Below are 17,253 nucleotides of genomic sequence, written 5' to 3'. Positions count from 1 at the left end.
CGGTTTAACCCGCGTATTTTCGCTATCTTCTTTATAAATCAAACACTTGCCAAAGCCCCGAAAACGCCGGGATGCGCCCCTCCCCCTCATTTTTTTTCGTTGAAGAATGTTACCGATGAGCAGCTAGTGCATTGATTACCGATGTTTTCTGGCATAATCGCGCCCCCTTACGACCGGGTCAGAAAACCTTCATGATCGATTTATTCAGCGGACTGGATGCTTGGGTTCTAGTGAGCCTGTTGCTCGCCCTGGCCTTTGTCCTCGCCTTCGAGTTCATCAATGGCTTTCATGACACCGCTAACGCGGTTGCCACAGTCATCTATACCAAAGCCATGCCTCCGCATCTGGCCGTGTTCTTCTCCGGGGTGTTCAACTTCCTCGGCGTGTTGCTCGGCGGTGTCGGTGTTGCATATGCCATCGTGCACTTGCTGCCGGTGGAGCTGCTGATCAATGTGAACACCGGCCACGGTCTGGCCATGGTCTTCTCATTATTGGCCGCGGCGATCACCTGGAACCTCGGCACCTGGTATTTCGGGATCCCGGCGTCCAGCTCCCACACCCTGATCGGCTCGATCCTCGGTGTCGGCCTGGCCAACGCCCTGATCAACGACATTCCGCTGGCTGACGGCGTGAACTGGCAGAAAGCGATCGATATCGGCGCCTCGCTGGTGTTTTCGCCGATGGCCGGCTTCGTGGTGGCAGCCCTGGTGCTGCTCGGCCTGAAGTGGTGGCGCCCGCTGTCGAAGATGCACAAGACACCGGACCAGCGCCGCAAGCTCGACGACAAGAAGCACCCGCCGTTCTGGAACCGCCTGGTACTGGTGATTTCGGCAATGGCCGTGAGCTTCGTGCACGGTTCCAACGATGGTCAGAAAGGTATTGGCCTGATCATGCTGGTGTTGATTGGTATCGTCCCGGCACAGTTCGTACTGGACCTGGGCAGCACCACTTACCAGATCGAGCGTACCCGCGACGCCACGCTGCACCTGAATCAGTTCTACCAGCGTAATCACGAAACCCTCGGTGAGTTCCTCGCTCTGGGCAAGAGTGTGAAAGATGATTTGCCGGGCAAGTTCCAGTGCAATCCGCAGCAGACTGAACCGACCATCAACGCCCTGCTGGATACATTGAAGGGTGTCTCTGACTACCATTCGTTGACTGCCGAGCACCGGATTGAAGTGCGTCGTTATCTGTTGTGCCTGGATGACACTGCGAAGAAGGTAGGCAAGTTGCCTGGCCTGGAAGCGCGTGAGAAGTCGGACCTGGACAAGTTGCGCAAGGATCTGACGGCCACTACCGAATATGCACCGTTCTGGGTGATCCTGGCCGTGGCGCTGGCCTTGGGCCTGGGCACCATGGTGGGCTGGAAGCGTGTGGTGTTGACCATTGGTGAGAAGATCGGCAAGCAAGGGATGACGTATGCCCAGGGCATGTCGGCGCAGATCACCACGGCCAGTATGATTGGTCTGGCTAACATCTTTAGCCTGCCGGTTTCCACGACCCATGTGTTGTCTTCGGGTGTGGCCGGGACCATGGTGGCTAACAAGAGTGGGCTGCAAGGCGGCACCGTTAAGACCATTTTGATGGCTTGGGTGTTGACGCTGCCGGCGACTGTGGGCCTTTCGGCTGGGCTGTTCTGGTTGGCTTCCAAGGCTTTGGGTAGCTGACAGGTCTTTGGCGTGTGAAGAAGGTGCGACCTGTGAGGGTTGCGCCTTTTTTTATGGCTGGGGTTTGGGTGTATATCCGTTATTTGGGTGATGGCCACTTATGGTTCCGCTCTTACAGCGGCTCACTTTTGAACAGCGCAAAAGTAAGCAAAACGCTCTTGCCCCACCACTCGGCTCCTCGCCTAGGCTCGGAGTGCCCTCACTCCGGCTTTGGACCGTGGGCCGCCGCGATGGGCCATCCTTGGCCCAGCGCGGCTAACCTGGCGTCCTGCCAGGTTACCCACGCTCCAAAGCCTGCGTTCGGCCAGCGTGGTTTAACGGGGCGCCTAAGATCAAGATCAAAAGCAAGAGCACAGCGGCCTCCCGGCCGGCTTGAGTGTTAAAAGCAAAATCAAAAGCTAAAGCGGGCACGGTCCAAAAAATGTGGGAGCGGGCTTGCTCGCGAAGGTCGTTAACGATGAGGCGGGCATTCTGAATGAACGCGGCGACCTCAGGTTTTTCGCGAGCAAGCCCGCTCCCACAGAAAAGCAGATTTGTTTTCGCTCTGGATCTTGCCTTTGCTTTTAACACTCAAGCCGGCCGGGAGGCCGCTGTGCTCTTGCTTTTGATCTTGATCTGACTGCCCCACTCAGCCCGAGGCCGAACGCAGGTATTGCGGAGCGGGTAAACCGGCAGGACGCCGGTTTAGCCGCGCCGGGCCATGGATGGCCCGTCGCGGCGGCCCGCGGAGCAATGCCGGAGTGAGGGAACGCCGAGCCCCAGCGAGGCGCCGACAGGCGGGGCAGAGCCCTTTGCTTACTTTGGGGCTTTTCCAAAGTGAGTCGCTGTAAGAGCGAAACCATAAGTGGCCGTTACCTAAATAACGGATATACACCCACACCCCACCACTAAATCCAAAACAAAAAAAAGGCGACCGAAGTCGCCCAAAATGCCTTGCGTGCTCATGTATCCCGAAAAGACCTAAGGCCTCTTACGCTTATTAGCGTCTTTCCAGATAAAAATTCCAAACCCTACAAAGAACATCACCATGAGGCCAACCGTCAGCACTCCGGCAAATACCACATTATCGAAAAACATGACCGGCCTCCTGCACTTGCCCTGTTGCGATAGGGCTAAGTTAACCAAGAAGACGAAAGAAGAAATTGACGAGGATCAATGTCGCCCGCGACGGGGCGTAAAGAAGGGAAATAACTGACCTGCATCAACTGATGCAGGCTATATCAACGCTTTTTCGGTTTGTTTTTCGGCTTTTTCTTAGGCTTACCCAACGGCATCGCCTGCTCAAACGCCTGGCGCACTTCATTCAGTCGCTTGTCATTCAGGTCATGAACACGTTTGGCCCGCTCGGCATTCAGGTCTATCAGTTTGTCATCGTCACTCATGGCTTGGCTTACGTAATGGCTTGGATGCCCCAATAATGCGTCCTGCGCCAATCCCGCGTAAACAAAATCGATGTCATCCCGCGCATTTGCCCGCAAAATCCCCCCACCCCAACCCTCACACAGAGCGCTCGACGTGGCACTGCACAAGGACCTTCCCCCACTCCTGGCCCTGCGCGCCTTTGAAGCCGTGGCCCGGCATCTGAGTTTTATCAAGGCCGCCGCCGAACTGTCGGTGACCCAAAGCGCCCTCAGCCATCAAGTGCAGAAGCTCGAACACCATCTGGGCAAGCCTCTATTTGTCCGACGCACCCGCGCCATCGATCTGACCGAAGACGGCCAACACTACTACGACCAAATCCGCCCCGCCCTCGACGTCATCGCCGCCGCTACCCGCCAGCAACAAACACCACCCGCCACCAGCGTGCTGCGCGTCGGCCTGCTCGCCTCGTTCGCTACCTTGTGGCTGGCGCCGCGCCTGGCCGGGTTTCTCAGCCGCTACCCGCACATCCAGGTGGAGTTGGTGCCCGCAATTCAACTGGCAGATGTCGCCGCCGCCGAAGTCGACCTGGCGATTCGCTACGGCAAGGGTGACTGGGCCGACGTGCAAGCCACGCGCCTGATGAGCGAAACCCTGTCACCGGTGTGCAGCCCAGCATTCAAGGCCAGCCAACTGGAGAACGGCCCGCTGTTGATGGCCACCTCGCACCGCCCTTTCGAGTGGACCGACTGGTCCCGGCATTACCAGGTGGATGTGGAGCATTACCCCAAGGCACTGTTGCACGACTACAACATCGTGGTCGAAGCCGCCGTCGCCGGCCAGGGCATCGCCATGGGCCGCCACCGCCTGATCGAGCGCAAGTTGAAGGACGGCTCATTGGTGGAAGCCTTCGACCAGCCGCCCTACCAGAGCGAGATCGGTTACTGGCTGATCACCCCGCAAGGCGATACCAGCCAAGCGGCCACCTGTTTCATTGAATGGCTGCGGGAAATCTGTGCTGACGCATAAGTTATTTAGATACGTCGAGTGAGATCTATCCGTTTGTCTGCCAAAACCACGCCGCCCATCCTGATGACTCTTCCCAAGAGGATTCAACATGAGCCACTCCATCTCGCAACGCGTGCAAGCCCTCGGCCTGAGCCTGCCCAATCCCAGCCAGCCGATCGCCAACTACGTCAATTTCGTGATCAGCCAGAACCAGCTATTCATCTCCGGCCAAATCCCGCTGCTGGACGGCAAACCGTCCTACATCGGTCGGCTCGGCGAGTCCATCAGCGAAGACGAAGGCGCTAAAGCCGCCGAACTCGCTGCGCTGGGCCTGCTCGCACAATTGAGCGATGCCCTGGGCGATGACCTGTCGCGGCTGGTGCGCATCATCCGCTTGGGCGTGTTTATCGCCAGCAGCGGCGACTTCCAGCGCCAGGGCGCAGTGGCCAATGGCGCCTCGAACCTGCTGGTCAACGCCCTTGGCGACAAAGGCCGCCATGTCCGTACTGCCGTGGGCGTCGCCAGTTTGCCGGGCGGCGTGGCAGTGGAGGTTGATGCCATTTTCGAGCTGCAGCCGTGACCGCGCTATCCCTGACCGAGGTCCGGGAGCTGCGGGACGAAACGCCGGGCTGCCAGTCCGGCATCGTCCACTTCAACCACGCCGGGGCCTCCTTGCCGAGCCAGGGGACGCTCGACGCAATCATTGACCAGTTGCAACGCGAAGCCCGTGACGGCCCGATGGAAGCTGGCGAGCACGGTTCGCTGCTGGCAGAAAAAGCCCGTCGCGCCGCCGCGCAATTGCTCAACGCCCCCGTGTCATCAATTGCCTTCGCCAGCAGCGGCTCGACCGCCTGGAGCATGGCGTTCCAGGCGCTGGGGCCGTGGAAACCGGGCGACCGCATTCTGGTGGGCCGCCACGAGTGGGGCGGCAACCTGGCCAGCATGCAGACAGCCGTGCAGGCGGGTGCGCACATAGAGGTGATTCCTTGCGATGAAACCGGCGCAGTGTCCGTCGCCGGCCTGGAAGCCATGCTCGACGCCCGGGTGCGGTTGATCGACCTGACCTGGCTCCCCGCCAACAGCGGCTTGATCAACCCTGCCGAAGCCATCGGCGCGTTGGCCAAGCGTCATGGCATCGCCTACTTCATCGACGCCGGGCAAGCCATCGGCCAGGTGCCGGTGGATGTGCAAGCGCTGCACTGCGATGTGCTCAAGGGCGCCGGGCGCAAGCATCTGCGGGGCCCGCGCGGGACCGCCCTGCTTTATGTGCGACCGGATTTTCTCGAGCATTTGAACCCGGCCCAGCGCGATGTATTTTCTGCGCCCTGGAGCCCAGCAGGTTTCGACTTGCGCAACGACGCCCGGCGCTTTGAAACCAGCGAAGTGTCATTCGCGTTGCTGGCAGGCCTGGGCAATGCGTTGCTGGAGCTCAATCGACTGGGCGTTGAGCGGATTCACCGGACGGTCCAGCTTCTAAGCGACACGATCCGCGAAGAACTACGCGGGATCAAGGGGATTACCCTGCATGATTTGGGCATTTCCGGAAACCAGTCAGGCCTGATCGCCTTCAACCTGGCCGGCTGGGACGCTTTTGAGCTGAAGCGGCGCCTGGGGCTCAAGCGAATCAACATCGGTGCCAACGGCGTACCCTACACCCCGCTGGACATGCAAGCCCGCGAGCTGGACAGCGTGGCGCGAATCTCCGTGAGCTACCTCAACACGGCGCACGATATTGGGCAACTGATCGCCGCCCTGCACGAACTGCGGGATTAAACCTCGACGTCCACCCACAAGCCTTGGCGTGGCGCATCCTCAATCAGCGGCACCACCGGCACGGTGTTGTCGGCGTTGAGTTCGTCACCGGGAACAGCCAGGTGCTCCTGCGGATCCTCATCGGCTTCGCGGCGGCGCTTTTGCTGTTCCTGCTGGCGGCGCTGTTCCTCGCGCAGCAACAGTGCCGCTTCCTCGGGGTCGCGCTTTTGCAGGTCGATGGTGCTTTCGTTGGAGCCTGGCTGAACCGGCACCACGGGCGGGATATCCGGTTTCTGGCGCACCGGATCAAGCTGCGACGTGACCGGCACAACACTCAAGGGCAGCATGGGTGGCAGCATATTAATAGTCTCCTGTTCAGCAGACTGTCGGCTGCGTGGGTGACGACTTGAGCGTCAAGGCGCCAACTTGTGAACCAATCGTCATCTATCCGACGAACATACAGCCCTTTTTCTTGCCGCTTGTAGCTTAAAGCTTGAAGCTGCACCTATTCCTTTTGGTCTGGAAGCCGTGTTCCGTTAGAATAGTCGGCTTTTTCACGGCGGGAGTCAGGCAGCATGGCGCAGCAGTATCAACCGGGGCAACGCTGGATTAGTGACAGCGAAGCAGAGCTGGGGTTAGGCACCGTTCTGGCACAGGACGGCCGCTTGTTAACCGTGCTCTATCCGGCCACTGGCGATACCCGCCAGTATGCGCTACGGAATGCGCCCCTCACTCGCGTGAGGTTTTCGCCGGGTGACACCATCACCCATTTCGAAGGCTGGAAAATGACCGTGCAAGAAGTCGACGATGTCGACGGCCTGCTGGTCTACCACGGCCTCAATGGGCAGAACGAGCAGGTCACCCTGCCGGAAACCCAACTCTCGAACTTCATCCAGTTCCGTCTGGCCAGCGACCGTCTGTTCGCCGGCCAGATCGACCCGCTGCCCTGGTTTTCCCTGCGCTACCACACGCTGGAACACACCAGCCGCCAGTTGCAGTCCTCGCTCTGGGGCCTGGGCGGTGTGCGTGCACAACCGATCGCGCACCAACTGCACATCGCCCGTGAAGTCGCCGACCGTATCGCGCCACGGGTTCTGCTGGCAGACGAAGTGGGCCTGGGCAAGACCATCGAAGCTGGCCTGGTGATCCATCGCCAGTTGCTGTCCGGTCGCGCCAACCGCGTGCTGATCCTGGTGCCGGAAAACCTCCAGCACCAGTGGCTGGTGGAAATGCGCCGCCGCTTCAACCTGCAGGTTGCGTTGTTCGACGAAGAGCGCTTTATCGAAAGCGATGCCACCAACCCGTTCGAGGACACCCAGCTCGCGCTGGTGGCCCTGGAATGGCTGGTGGACGACGAGAAGGCCCAGGACGCGCTGTTTGCCGCCGGCTGGGATTTGCTGGTGGTCGACGAAGCTCACCACCTGGTGTGGCACGAAGAAAAAGCCAGCCCCGAGTACTCGCTGGTGGAGCAACTGGCCGAAGTCATCCCGGGTGTATTGCTGCTCACCGCAACCCCTGAACAGCTGGGCCAGGACAGCCACTTCGCGCGCCTGCGTCTGCTGGACCCGAACCGTTTCCACGACCTGCACGCCTTCCGTGCCGAGAGCGAAAACTATCGCCCGGTGGCCGAAGCCGTTCAGGAATTGCTGGACAAGGGCCGCCTCTCGCCCGCCGCCCACAAGACCATCCAGGGTTTCCTCGGCAATGAAGGCGAAGCGCTGCTGACCGCCGTCAACGATGGCGACGCCGAAGCCAGCGCCCGCTTGGTACGCGAACTGCTCGACCGCCACGGCACCGGCCGCGTGCTGTTCCGCAATACCCGCGCCGCGGTGCAGGGCTTCCCGGAGCGCAAGCTGCACGCCTACCCGCTGCCGTGCCCGGACGAATACCTCGAACTGCCTTTGGGCGAACATGCCGAGCTGTACCCGGAAGTCAGCTTCCAGTCCCAGCCGGATGTGGATGAAGAACAACGCTGGTGGCGTTTCGACCCGCGCGTCGAGTGGCTGATCGATCAGCTGAAAATGCTCAAGCGCACCAAAGTCCTGGTGATCTGCGCCCACGCCGAAACTGCCATGGACCTGGAAGACGCCCTGCGCGTGCGCTCCGGCATCCCGGCCACGGTGTTCCACGAGGGCATGAATATCCTCGAGCGCGACCGCGCCGCTGCTTACTTTGCGGATGAAGAGTTCGGCGCCCAAGTGCTGATCTGCTCGGAAATCGGCAGTGAAGGCCGCAACTTCCAGTTCTCCCACCACCTGGTGCTGTTCGACCTGCCGTCCCACCCGGACCTGCTGGAACAGCGGATCGGCCGTCTGGACCGGATCGGCCAGAAGCATGTGATCGAACTGCATGTGCCGTACCTGGAAACCAGCCCGCAAGAGCGCCTGTTCCAGTGGTACCACGAAGCGCTGAACGCGTTCCTCAACACCTGCCCGACCGGCAACGCCTTGCAGCACCAGTTCGGCCCGCGCCTGCTGCCGCTGCTGGAAAACGCCGACGACGGCGAGTGGCAAGCACTGATCGACGAAGCCCGTGCCGAGCGCGAGCGCCTCGAAGCCGAACTGCACACCGGCCGCGACCGTTTGCTGGAGCTCAACTCCGGCGGTGCCGGTGAAGGTGATGCGCTGGTGGAAGCCATCCTCGAGCAAGACGACCAGTTCACCCTGCCGATCTACATGGAAACCCTGTTCGACGCCTTCGGCATCGACAGCGAAGACCATTCGGAAAACGCGCTGATCCTCAAGCCCAGCGAAAAAATGCTCGACGCCAGCTTCCCCCTGGGCGACGACGAAGGCGTGACCATCACCTACGACCGCAACCAGGCGCTGTCCCGCGAAGACATGCAGTTCATCACCTGGGAACACCCGATGGTGCAAGGCGGCATGGACCTGGTGCTGTCCGGTTCCATGGGCAACACCGCCGTGGCGCTGATCAAGAACAAGGCGCTCAAGCCGGGCACCGTGTTGCTGGAACTGCTCTACGTCAGCGAAGTGGTTGCTCCGCGTTCGCTGCAATTGGGCCGTTACCTGCCGCCGGCTGCACTGCGTTGCCTGCTGGATGCCAACGGCAATGACCTGTCGGGCCGCGTCTCGTTCCTGACCTTGAACGACCAGCTGGAAAGCGTGCCCCGGGCCAGCGCCAACAAGTTCGTCCAGGCCCAGCGCGACCAGCTGACGCCACGGATCAACGCCGGCGAAGAGAAGATTGCCCCGCGTCACGCCGAGCGCGTGGCCGAGGCTCAACGTCGCCTGGCGGCGGACACCGACGAAGAACTGGCGCGCCTGACCGCGTTGCAAGCGGTCAACCCGACCGTGCGTGACAGCGAACTGGTTGCCCTGCGCCAACAGCGCGAGCAAGGCCTGGCCATGCTCGACAAGGCGGCGCTGCGACTGGAAGCGATTCGGGTGTTGGTCGCGGGTTGATTACCGCCCTGCCCTGCTGAACAAAAAGGCCCGCGCAATGCGGGCCTTTTTTATGGGTATCGGTAACCTCCGTGGCGAGGGGGCTTGTCCCCCGTTGGGCTGCGTAGCGGCCCCAAAAGAGCGGGAGCGCTGCGCACTCCAACGGGGGACAAGCCCCCTCACCACAGGGATCATGTATTCAGGCAGTAACCGCCGTAGCCGGCACCTCCACCACCCCCAACCCATCCTTCATCCGCTTGGCATCGCGCACAAAACTGCGGGACGCCTGGAACAGAAACAGCATGGTCAGAAACAGCGCCACCGGAATCAGGTACATGGCATCGTGCAAGCCTATGGCTTTATAAGCCTCGGTCATCTGCTCCGCCCCCGCCGCATACATCGCCGAATGGGCAAAATGATCCGACAACCCGCCCACCACAATCGGCCCCATGCCACCCCCCAGCAAATACAAGCCGGCGAAGAACAACGCCATCGCCGTCGCCCGCAGGCGCGGCTCAACCACGTCCTGGATCGCCGTATAAACACAGGTATAGAAGTTGTAGGCAAACAACCAGCCGACACTGAACAACGCCACAAACACACCGATCTCGATCCGCCCGGCGTGCAACGCCCAAGCAGTGGTGACGGTCGAGATGATCAAGCTGCACGCCGCGAACAGCAGCCGGCCATTCGCGATGCGTTGATGGATTTTGTCGGCAACCCAGCCGCCCAGGGTCAGGCCCACCAGGCCGGTAATCCCGACGATAACACCGGTGGCGACTGCCGCATCCTGCAACGGCAGCAGGAAATAGCGCTGCAGCATCGGCACCAGGAACGAGTTGCAGGCGTAGGTCGCGAAGTTGAAGCACAAGCCTGCCAGCACCAGCCAGAGGAACGTTGGCACCGCCAGCACGCGGCGAATCGGGCGGTCGACTTTCTCTTGGGAGACTTGCACGGTTTCCGCAGCGCCGCGTTTGGGTTCCTTGATGTAGAACATGAACACCGCAAGGATCAGCCCCGGCACCGCCGCAATAAAGAACGGCGCGCGCCAGCTGTCGAACGCCTTGACCATCGCGCCGATGGTAAAGAAAGCCAGCAACAGGCCCAAAGGCAGACCCAGCATAAAGATACCCATGGCCCGCGCCCGGCGGTGGGCCGGAAACAGGTCGCCAATCAACGAGTTCGCCGCCGGTGCATAACTGGCCTCGCCGATGCCGATGCCCATGCGCACCAGCAAGAACGTCCAGAAACTGCCCACCAGACCGTTGACCGCCGTCAGGCCGCTCCACGCCGCCAGGCCCCAGCCCATGAGTTTACTCCGCGAGCCCGTATCGGCCATGCGCCCGAGGGGCAAGCCGGCAATCGCATAAACAATGGTGAACGCAGTGCCGATGATGCCGAGCTGGAAGTCGCTGAGGTGCCACTCCATGCGGATCGGCTCGATGATGATCGCGGGGATGGTGCGGTCAAAAAAATTGAACAGGTTGGCCAGGAACAACAGGAACAGAATGCGCCAGGCATTCGCCGCTTGGGTCGAGTTCTGCATGGGTCCGTCTCTTTTATTGTTATGTGAGCCGCGATGCCAGACGCATCCTGAGCCCGGAACCTGCAATCTAGTCAGCCCCGTGATGATTGTCTGTAATGATTCGTAAGTCTGATGTCACTCCATCGGGCGACCCGCATTGTCATCCCTACTCATTTAGTTCTAGTTGTTTATGAACTGATCGCCAAATAATTAGAAGCAATTTGCCATCAGCCCTTGCAACCCGCTCAGGCTCTCTATACTCAAAGCATTGTCAGACAAAGACTCTGTGACGGGACATGCTATGGAATGGCTTGGTTTGCATTTTTTTACCGACCTTCCGGACAGCGGGCACTTATTACTCAATTGCAGTCATAACCCCTTTCTGGTGCTACTGGCTTACGTGGTGGTCTGTGCGGCGGGCTTCGGTACCCTGGACATGGCCGAACGTGTCGGCCATGTCGACAACCCCAAGGCTCAACGGCACTGGCGCTGGGTAGGCGCGGGCTGCCTGGCTGGCGGAATCTGGTCGACCCACTTCATCAGCATGCTGGCCTTCCAGGCACCTATCGCGATTCACTACGAATTGGTCATGACGTTCGCCTCGCTGCTGATCGCCCTGATTGCTTCGCTGTTCGCCATGCAAACCCTCAGTCATCCAAAGCTGCGTCTTCACCAATATGTGCTGGCGTCGGTATGGATGGGGCTGGGTATTGCACTGATGCACTACGTCGGCATGTCGGCCATGCAATCCGAAGCAGGCGTGTACTTTCAGACCGGATTGTTTCTGGCCTCAGTGGTGATCGCCATCGGCGCCAGCCTGGCGGCGTTGCTGCTGTCGCTGTACCTGCGCAACGGCACCGGCATGTTCCATCAATTGCTCAAGTACGCCGCCAGCCTGGTGCTCGGCGCCGGGATTATCAGCATGCACTTCACCGGCATGGCAGCCATGCAACTGCTGTTGCCCGAGGGCGTGGTGCCGTCGGCGTTGCCGGTGGACAACAACCCGATCCAACTGGGCCTGCTGGTCGCCGTCATCGCCCTGCTGGTGATCGGCAGCAGCATCAGCGCCGCCCTGGCAGACAAAAAACTGCAACACAAGGAAACCGACCTGCGCCGGGTCAACGCACTGCTCACCGAGCTCGACCAGGCCCGCGCCTCCCTGCAACAAGTGGCGCACTACGATGCCTTGACCAGCCTGCTCAACCGCCGTGGCTTCAACCAGATCTTCGCCGAGAAGCTCGCGGAAAAAACCGCCACCGACGGCATGCTGGCGGTGATCTTCCTGGATATCGACCACTTCAAGCGCATCAACGACAGCCTCGGCCATGACGCCGGTGACGAACTGCTGACCGTACTGGCCAGCCATATCAAAAGCTCGGTGCGCAGCCATGACGACGTGGTCGCGCGGTTTGGCGGTGATGAGTTCTGCATCCTGATCAGCATCCACCATCGCGATGAAGCGCGGCACATGGCCCAGCGCATCATGCAGAAAATGAAAGACCCCATCGAGTTGGCCGGCCGGCGCATGGTGATGACCACCAGCATCGGCATCAGCCTGTTCCCTGAAGACGGCAAAACCAGCGAAGAGCTGCTGAAAACTGCCGATCTGGCGTTGTATCAGTCCAAGGATGCCGGGCGTAACAGCCTGAACTTCTTCAGCTCCAACCTGAAAACCCGGGCCTTCCTGGAACTGCAACTGGAAGAAGAACTGCGCGCCGCGCTGCGCGGCAAAAACGAGCTGGTGCTGTTTTACCAACCGATTCTTGACCTGAAAAAAGGCCGGATCACACGCCTCGAAGCCCTGGTGCGTTGGCAACATCCCCAGCACGGCCTGCTGACCCCGGACCGGTTCATTGGCATTGCGGAAAACAACGGGCTGATTGCCGAACTGGATCACTGGGTGCTGCGCCAGGCCTGTCACGACCTGAGCCTGCTGTCGGAGCAGGGTCATACGGAATTGATCATGGCGGTCAATTGTTCGGCCTTGAACCTGACCCGTGACGAACTGGCTGATGAAATCGAAAACGCCCTGCGCTTCGGCGGGATCGCCGCCAATCGCCTGGAACTGGAAGTGACCGAAAACGCCCTGATGGGCAATATCAGCAGCACCCTGGCACTGCTGCGGCAAATCCGCGCCTTGGGCGTGTCGCTGTCCATCGACGACTTCGGCACCGGCTATTCGTCCCTCGCCTACCTCAAGCGCCTGCCGCTGAATACCTTGAAAATCGACCGCTCGTTTATTCAGGATATTCCCAAATCCGCCACCGACATCGATATCGTCCAGGCCATTATCGGCATGGCCCACACCCTGCATCTGCAAGTGGTGACCGAAGGCGTGGAAACCCTGCAACAATTGGAAGTGGTGCAAAAACACGGCTGTGATTTCGTTCAGGGTTACTTGCTCAGCGCTGCGGTACCGATGAGTGACATCAGCGCCGTGATCAAAGGCCTCGATCAGCACAACATGTTTAGCCTGCTGGGGCTTACAGGCAGTGAGCCCGCGCCCAAAGATCCGCCTTCGGGGCGTACGGGTCCCGCCTCCATCGTCAGGCCAATTCGCTGACGCCGAAAATTTGGCAAATCGCCATCACTTCACTAAAGAATCCCGACGAACGGCCGATTCATCAGAGTCCGGCCAGGATTTCCCCTTAAAACCCTAGGGTTAAACCCTCCCGCCCAGGACCAGGACGCACTGTAAAGTCGCGATCTCTCATCCCGTGATGGCTATTTGGCACTCTTTCAGCCATCCGTCCAGGCACATGGCGCACAATGACTTCTAAAAATAACTCTGCCACTGCGGTATCCGACGTGTTGCTGACAGCCCCTGCGGAAAAACCCTCAGGCTCAAAGTCATTGAGCAGCGCCCGCCCACTGGCCACCCAGCAGTACCTGTACTTCACCGAAACCAACACCGACCGCATCCTCGACAACCTCGACGGCCTGCGCGACATGGTGTTCCCCCGCGCTCCGCACCTGGAAGTCGACGGCGAACTGCGCAACGAGCAGGAATTCCCCTCGGTGTGCCTGATCGGCCTGGGCCGCTGCGGCTCAAACATTGCCCTGGATGTGGCAGAGCTGGTGTACAACGCTCGCAAGTTCTACCTCAACGAATTCAGCAACGAAGACAAATCCACCGACAAAGGCTACCGCCCCGCCCAGTGGATTCGCAACAACCTGCGCCTGGGATCGAACAAAGGCACCAAGCCGGTGTTCCTGGTCGAGCCGCTGGTGATGCTGGGCGACCTGGACAAGGACATCGCCGGGCGCATCCGTTTCTCGCGCAAGGGAGAGAAAAGCGGTTTCCTGCGGGACTACAGCAAGATGAAAATCATGGACCTCTCGGAAGTCCATGCCGGTGGCGCCGGTAACGCGCCGATCCTTGGCCAGTACCTGGCCAAAATCATCCTCAACAAAGACACCCAGCGTTTTTCCAGCCCCGACTGGAAGATGATCCACTCGTACCTGATCGACTCCTGCGGCATCAAGGCCAACCAGTCCCGCCTGTACTTCTCGATCTTCAGCGCCGGCGGCGGTACGGGCTCGGGCATGGCCTCGGAATTCGGCCTGGCCCAGCAGCACTCGTACATGAACAAGACGTTCGACACCAAGCCGGCCGACGAGCATGACAGCAAGAGCGGCCACGCCTTCGTATTCGAGCCGATCTTCACCAGCGGCATTTGTGTGCTGCCGAACATCTCCGATCACCGCAGCGAAATGTCCGAAGCGCTGCACATCAACGCCGGACGGCTGCTGTGCAAATACCTCTCGGAAGAATGGGATTTCTCGTACAACTTCGACAATGAAGACAGCAGCGAGGCCAGCGTGAAAGGCCGCATCCGGCCGTGGAACGCGATGATGCTGATCTCCAACGACATCATGCGGTATGCCGAAGAAAGCGATGACGGCAATATCCAGAACATTGATGTCAATGCCATGGAAAAGCACGCCAACCAGTACATCTCCCAGCAGATCTTCAATATTCTGACGGCCCAGGCGGTTACGACTGACTACGACCAGAACTACTTCCGTCGGGCCGGGATCGACATTGGCGAAACCATTCGCCTGGATGCCAACGACCTGTTCATGAGCCTGGCCGGCCCGGTGGCGATTGCCTACGCCGAATCGGTGGTGCCGGAAACGCCGGCGCCTTCGAGCGACAAGTTCAAGGTGTTCGAAAAAGAGCCGCAGCGGCTGAATATCGACGACCTGTTTTTCCGCTCCATTGACCTGCCACATTTCAACAAGGTGACCCAGGCGATCGAAGGCATCAGCCTGTTGCCGATTGAGTCCAAGCGCTACAAAGCCTCCTTGGAGCAGTACAAGAATTCCGGGTATGACGCGGCGGCGTTGCATGACTTGCACTTCTTCAAGAACTGCTCATCGGTGGTGTCGATTGTGTCGTTGCCCAAGGATTACAAGCTGTCCTATATGGACCTGAATCGGCTCAAGACCCACCTCAACAGTCTGTTTCCCAACACGACGCTCAAGCGGTATGCGCTGGTGATCGGGGCGTCGGCCAACTTGTCGCTCACGACCTTGATCGCTAAAAGCCCGTGCCTGTCGGATGATTTTTTGACGTTGATCGTGGCGTTTATCAAGCGCTGCTTTGCGAGGAATCCGTATCGGTTTGATGACACGCTGGATAACTCGATTCTGGATTTCATCATCCATGAGGATTTTGATGAAGACCGGATTGATGAACTGCTCAATGAGTTTGAGAACCCGGCGAAGATTCTGGATACCAACTGGTATGCCATCAAGCCGATGTATGAGAAGAAGTATCGTGAATTGATCAACGACAAGGACAAGTTTGTGTCGATCAACGATATTCGGCTGTCGCGGGATTGTGTGAAGAAGGCGATCAAGTACCTGCGTGAGATTTATCGTCACCGGATTGGGAAGACCAAGGTTATTTCGCTGAATAACCATACTGGGAAGACGGCGTAGGGTTTGTTGTTGCTGAGGTGGGGTGTATATCCGTTATTTTTGTAACGGCTACTTATGGTTCCGCTCTTACAGCGGCTCACTTTTGAAGAGCGCAAAAGTAAGCAAAACGCTCTTGCCCCACCACTCGGCACCTCGCTTAGGCTCGGTGTGCCCTCACTCCGGCTTTGGACCGTGGGCCGCCGTCATGGGCCATCCCTGGCCCAGGACGGCTAACCTGGCGTCCTGCCAGGTTACCCACGCTCCAAAGCCTGCGTTCGGCCAGCGTGGTTTAAGGGGGCGCCTAAGATCAAGATCAAAAGCAGATCAAAAGCACAGCGGCCTCCCGGCCGGCTTGAGTGTTAAAAGCAAAATCAAAAGCTAAAGCGGGCACGGTCAAAAATGTGGGAGCGGGCTTGCTCGCGAAGGTCGTTAACGATGACGCGGGCATCCTGACTCAACGCGGCGCTCTCAGGTTTTTCGCGAGCAAGCCCGCTCCCACAGAAAAGCAGAGCCACCCCGCCCGTAGCAGCTGTCGAGCGCCAGCGAGGCTGCGTGCTTTTGATCTTGATCTGCGGGCCCCATTAACCACGATGGCCGCAAGTAGGCACGGTGGAGCGGGTAAATCGGCAGGGAAGCCGATTTAGCCGCGCCGGGCCATGGATGGCCCGTCGCGGCGGCCCGCGGAACCGGGCCGGAGTGCGGGCATGCCGAGCCTAAGCGAGGCACCGAGTGGTGGGGCAAAGACCTTTTGGTTACTTTTGGGGCGTTTGCCAAAAGTGACCCGCTGTAAGAGCGGAACCATAAGTGGCCGTTACCTAAATAACGGATATGTACTCAAAACTCACACCCAGAAACAATTCCCCCCACACTCCGCCGCTACCAAAACTGTTCCCATGACGCGCACGTAACCCCCGCCTGTGACCTTTCTCTACGGCAACATGCCATCACCGCGAATGCAGTTACCCGCCTACACACTTAAACCCAGAAAAATCACGCACCATTTTCGCGCAGTCATTTCCTACGCTGCCCTTTCCTGGATCAGAATCCACGGCGAAACCACCACCGCCCACAAACTCGGATCCCGCTCAACCAGGTCCAATGCCCGCGTCGCAGACACCTCGCCAAGACTCCCCGCAGCCAGCCAGGCAGCGACTTTCTCACGGTTGTCCTCCGCCATGCCCTCGGCGGCCTCGATCAAATCCAGCCCGGCATCGACCCACAATAGGGCACCCTTGGCAAAGAACGGCTCAAGCTCCTTCCAGGAAATTTCCGCGGTTTCACCAAGCAGCTTGGCATAGAGGGTGCTAGGTTCTTGCGTCATGGGAGTTCACCTGAAGAAAAAATCGGCGCAATCATACCGTCGAGCACCAGGCAGAAAAACCCAGTTGCAAATGAGGCACCGAACGAAAGTGTCAGGAAAGCCAAGGATTGCCCGCAACTCTGGCATCACCCCGCCGCAATTCTGTCTTTTTCTTTCATTTAAGCGACATACCCGGGTTTTGCCCCCAGCAGCCAGCTTTTCAAGCGATCAACCGGCGCTCTACACTGTACCGGTACAGTTGCCAGGCCGCTGCCGGGGGATATCCGAGATATCTGATCCGGTTCTGCAGCTCAC

12 protein-coding genes are annotated in these 17,253 nt (G+C 59.5%); 7 read left to right on the top strand and 5 right to left on the bottom strand.

Features of this window, described 5'->3' with window-relative positions; translation table 11 throughout:
- The first annotated feature begins 191 nt into the window (after window positions 1–191).
- Window positions 192–1,667: an inorganic phosphate transporter gene (locus ACUN0G_RS05550; protein WP_063032797.1), complete on the top strand. Its 1,476-nt coding sequence runs from the start codon at window positions 192–194 to the stop codon at window positions 1,665–1,667.
- A gap of 960 nt (window positions 1,668–2,627) precedes the next feature.
- On the opposite strand, the gene ccoM is transcribed toward ACUN0G_RS05550, so the two are convergent.
- Window positions 2,628–2,744, bottom strand: coding sequence for a cytochrome c oxidase subunit CcoM (gene ccoM, locus ACUN0G_RS05545; RefSeq protein WP_003210916.1), 117 nt, complete (start codon window positions 2,742–2,744; stop codon window positions 2,628–2,630).
- A 143-nt stretch (window positions 2,745–2,887) separates the two neighbouring features.
- Window positions 2,888–3,145 carry a hypothetical protein gene (locus ACUN0G_RS05540; protein ID WP_275713562.1) on the bottom strand — a complete coding sequence of 86 codons (258 nt, stop codon included), beginning with the start codon at window positions 3,143–3,145 and terminating at the stop codon, window positions 2,888–2,890.
- A 37-nt stretch (window positions 3,146–3,182) separates the two neighbouring features.
- Here ACUN0G_RS05540 and ACUN0G_RS05535 point away from each other — a divergent pair, with 37 nt between their 5' ends.
- The 3 genes from ACUN0G_RS05535 to ACUN0G_RS05525 all read left to right on the top strand — a co-directional run bounded on the left by ACUN0G_RS05535 (window position 3,183) and on the right by ACUN0G_RS05525 (window position 5,807).
- Window positions 3,183–4,055 carry a LysR substrate-binding domain-containing protein gene (locus ACUN0G_RS05535; protein WP_445572864.1) on the top strand — a complete coding sequence of 291 codons (873 nt, stop codon included), beginning with the start codon at window positions 3,183–3,185 and terminating at the stop codon, window positions 4,053–4,055.
- 88 nt (window positions 4,056–4,143) lie between these two features.
- Window positions 4,144–4,614, top strand: coding sequence for a RidA family protein (locus tag ACUN0G_RS05530; protein ID WP_445572863.1), 471 nt, complete (start codon window positions 4,144–4,146; stop codon window positions 4,612–4,614).
- Window positions 4,611–5,807: an aminotransferase class V-fold PLP-dependent enzyme gene (locus ACUN0G_RS05525; RefSeq protein ID WP_445572862.1), complete on the top strand. Its 1,197-nt coding sequence runs from the start codon at window positions 4,611–4,613 to the stop codon at window positions 5,805–5,807. Before ACUN0G_RS05530 ends, ACUN0G_RS05525 begins: the two co-directional genes overlap by 4 nt.
- Here the strand turns inward: ACUN0G_RS05525 and ACUN0G_RS05520 are convergent.
- On the bottom strand, window positions 5,804–6,145 hold the full coding sequence (locus ACUN0G_RS05520) for an aspartate-semialdehyde dehydrogenase (protein ID WP_076016549.1): 342 nt from the start codon (window positions 6,143–6,145) through the stop codon (window positions 5,804–5,806). The two genes, ACUN0G_RS05525 and ACUN0G_RS05520, sit on opposite strands and share 4 nt — an antisense overlap.
- 216 nt (window positions 6,146–6,361) lie before the next feature.
- On the opposite strand from ACUN0G_RS05520, the gene rapA reads away from it, so the two are divergent.
- Window positions 6,362–9,208, top strand: a complete 2,847-nt coding sequence (gene rapA, locus ACUN0G_RS05515) for an RNA polymerase-associated protein RapA (protein WP_421526086.1) — start codon at window positions 6,362–6,364, stop codon at window positions 9,206–9,208.
- Window positions 9,209–9,386: 178 nt separating this feature from the next.
- On the opposite strand, the gene ACUN0G_RS05510 is transcribed toward rapA, so the two are convergent.
- The gene (locus tag ACUN0G_RS05510; RefSeq protein ID WP_445572861.1) at window positions 9,387–10,733 is read right to left on the bottom strand and encodes a spinster family MFS transporter; all 1,347 of its coding nucleotides are present in this window, start codon (window positions 10,731–10,733) and stop codon (window positions 9,387–9,389) included.
- 280 nt (window positions 10,734–11,013) lie between these two features.
- Here ACUN0G_RS05510 and ACUN0G_RS05505 point away from each other — a divergent pair, with 280 nt between their 5' ends.
- Window positions 11,014–13,275, top strand: a complete 2,262-nt coding sequence (locus ACUN0G_RS05505; protein WP_258344052.1) for a putative bifunctional diguanylate cyclase/phosphodiesterase — start codon at window positions 11,014–11,016, stop codon at window positions 13,273–13,275.
- Between the two features lie 206 nt (window positions 13,276–13,481).
- On the top strand, window positions 13,482–15,659 hold the full coding sequence (locus ACUN0G_RS05500) for a hypothetical protein (RefSeq protein WP_076016545.1): 2,178 nt from the start codon (window positions 13,482–13,484) through the stop codon (window positions 15,657–15,659).
- Window positions 15,660–16,656: 997 nt separating this feature from the next.
- Here ACUN0G_RS05500 and ACUN0G_RS05495 read toward each other — a convergent pair.
- The gene (locus ACUN0G_RS05495; protein ID WP_017479356.1) at window positions 16,657–16,959 is read right to left on the bottom strand and encodes a DUF2288 domain-containing protein; all 303 of its coding nucleotides are present in this window, start codon (window positions 16,957–16,959) and stop codon (window positions 16,657–16,659) included.
- Window positions 16,960–17,253 lie beyond the last annotated feature (294 nt).

The organism is Pseudomonas sp. 32A, from assembly GCF_052682255.1.
The sequence above is the reverse complement of the archived record's forward strand: the minus strand, read 5'-3'. Positions and strand labels throughout refer to the sequence as shown.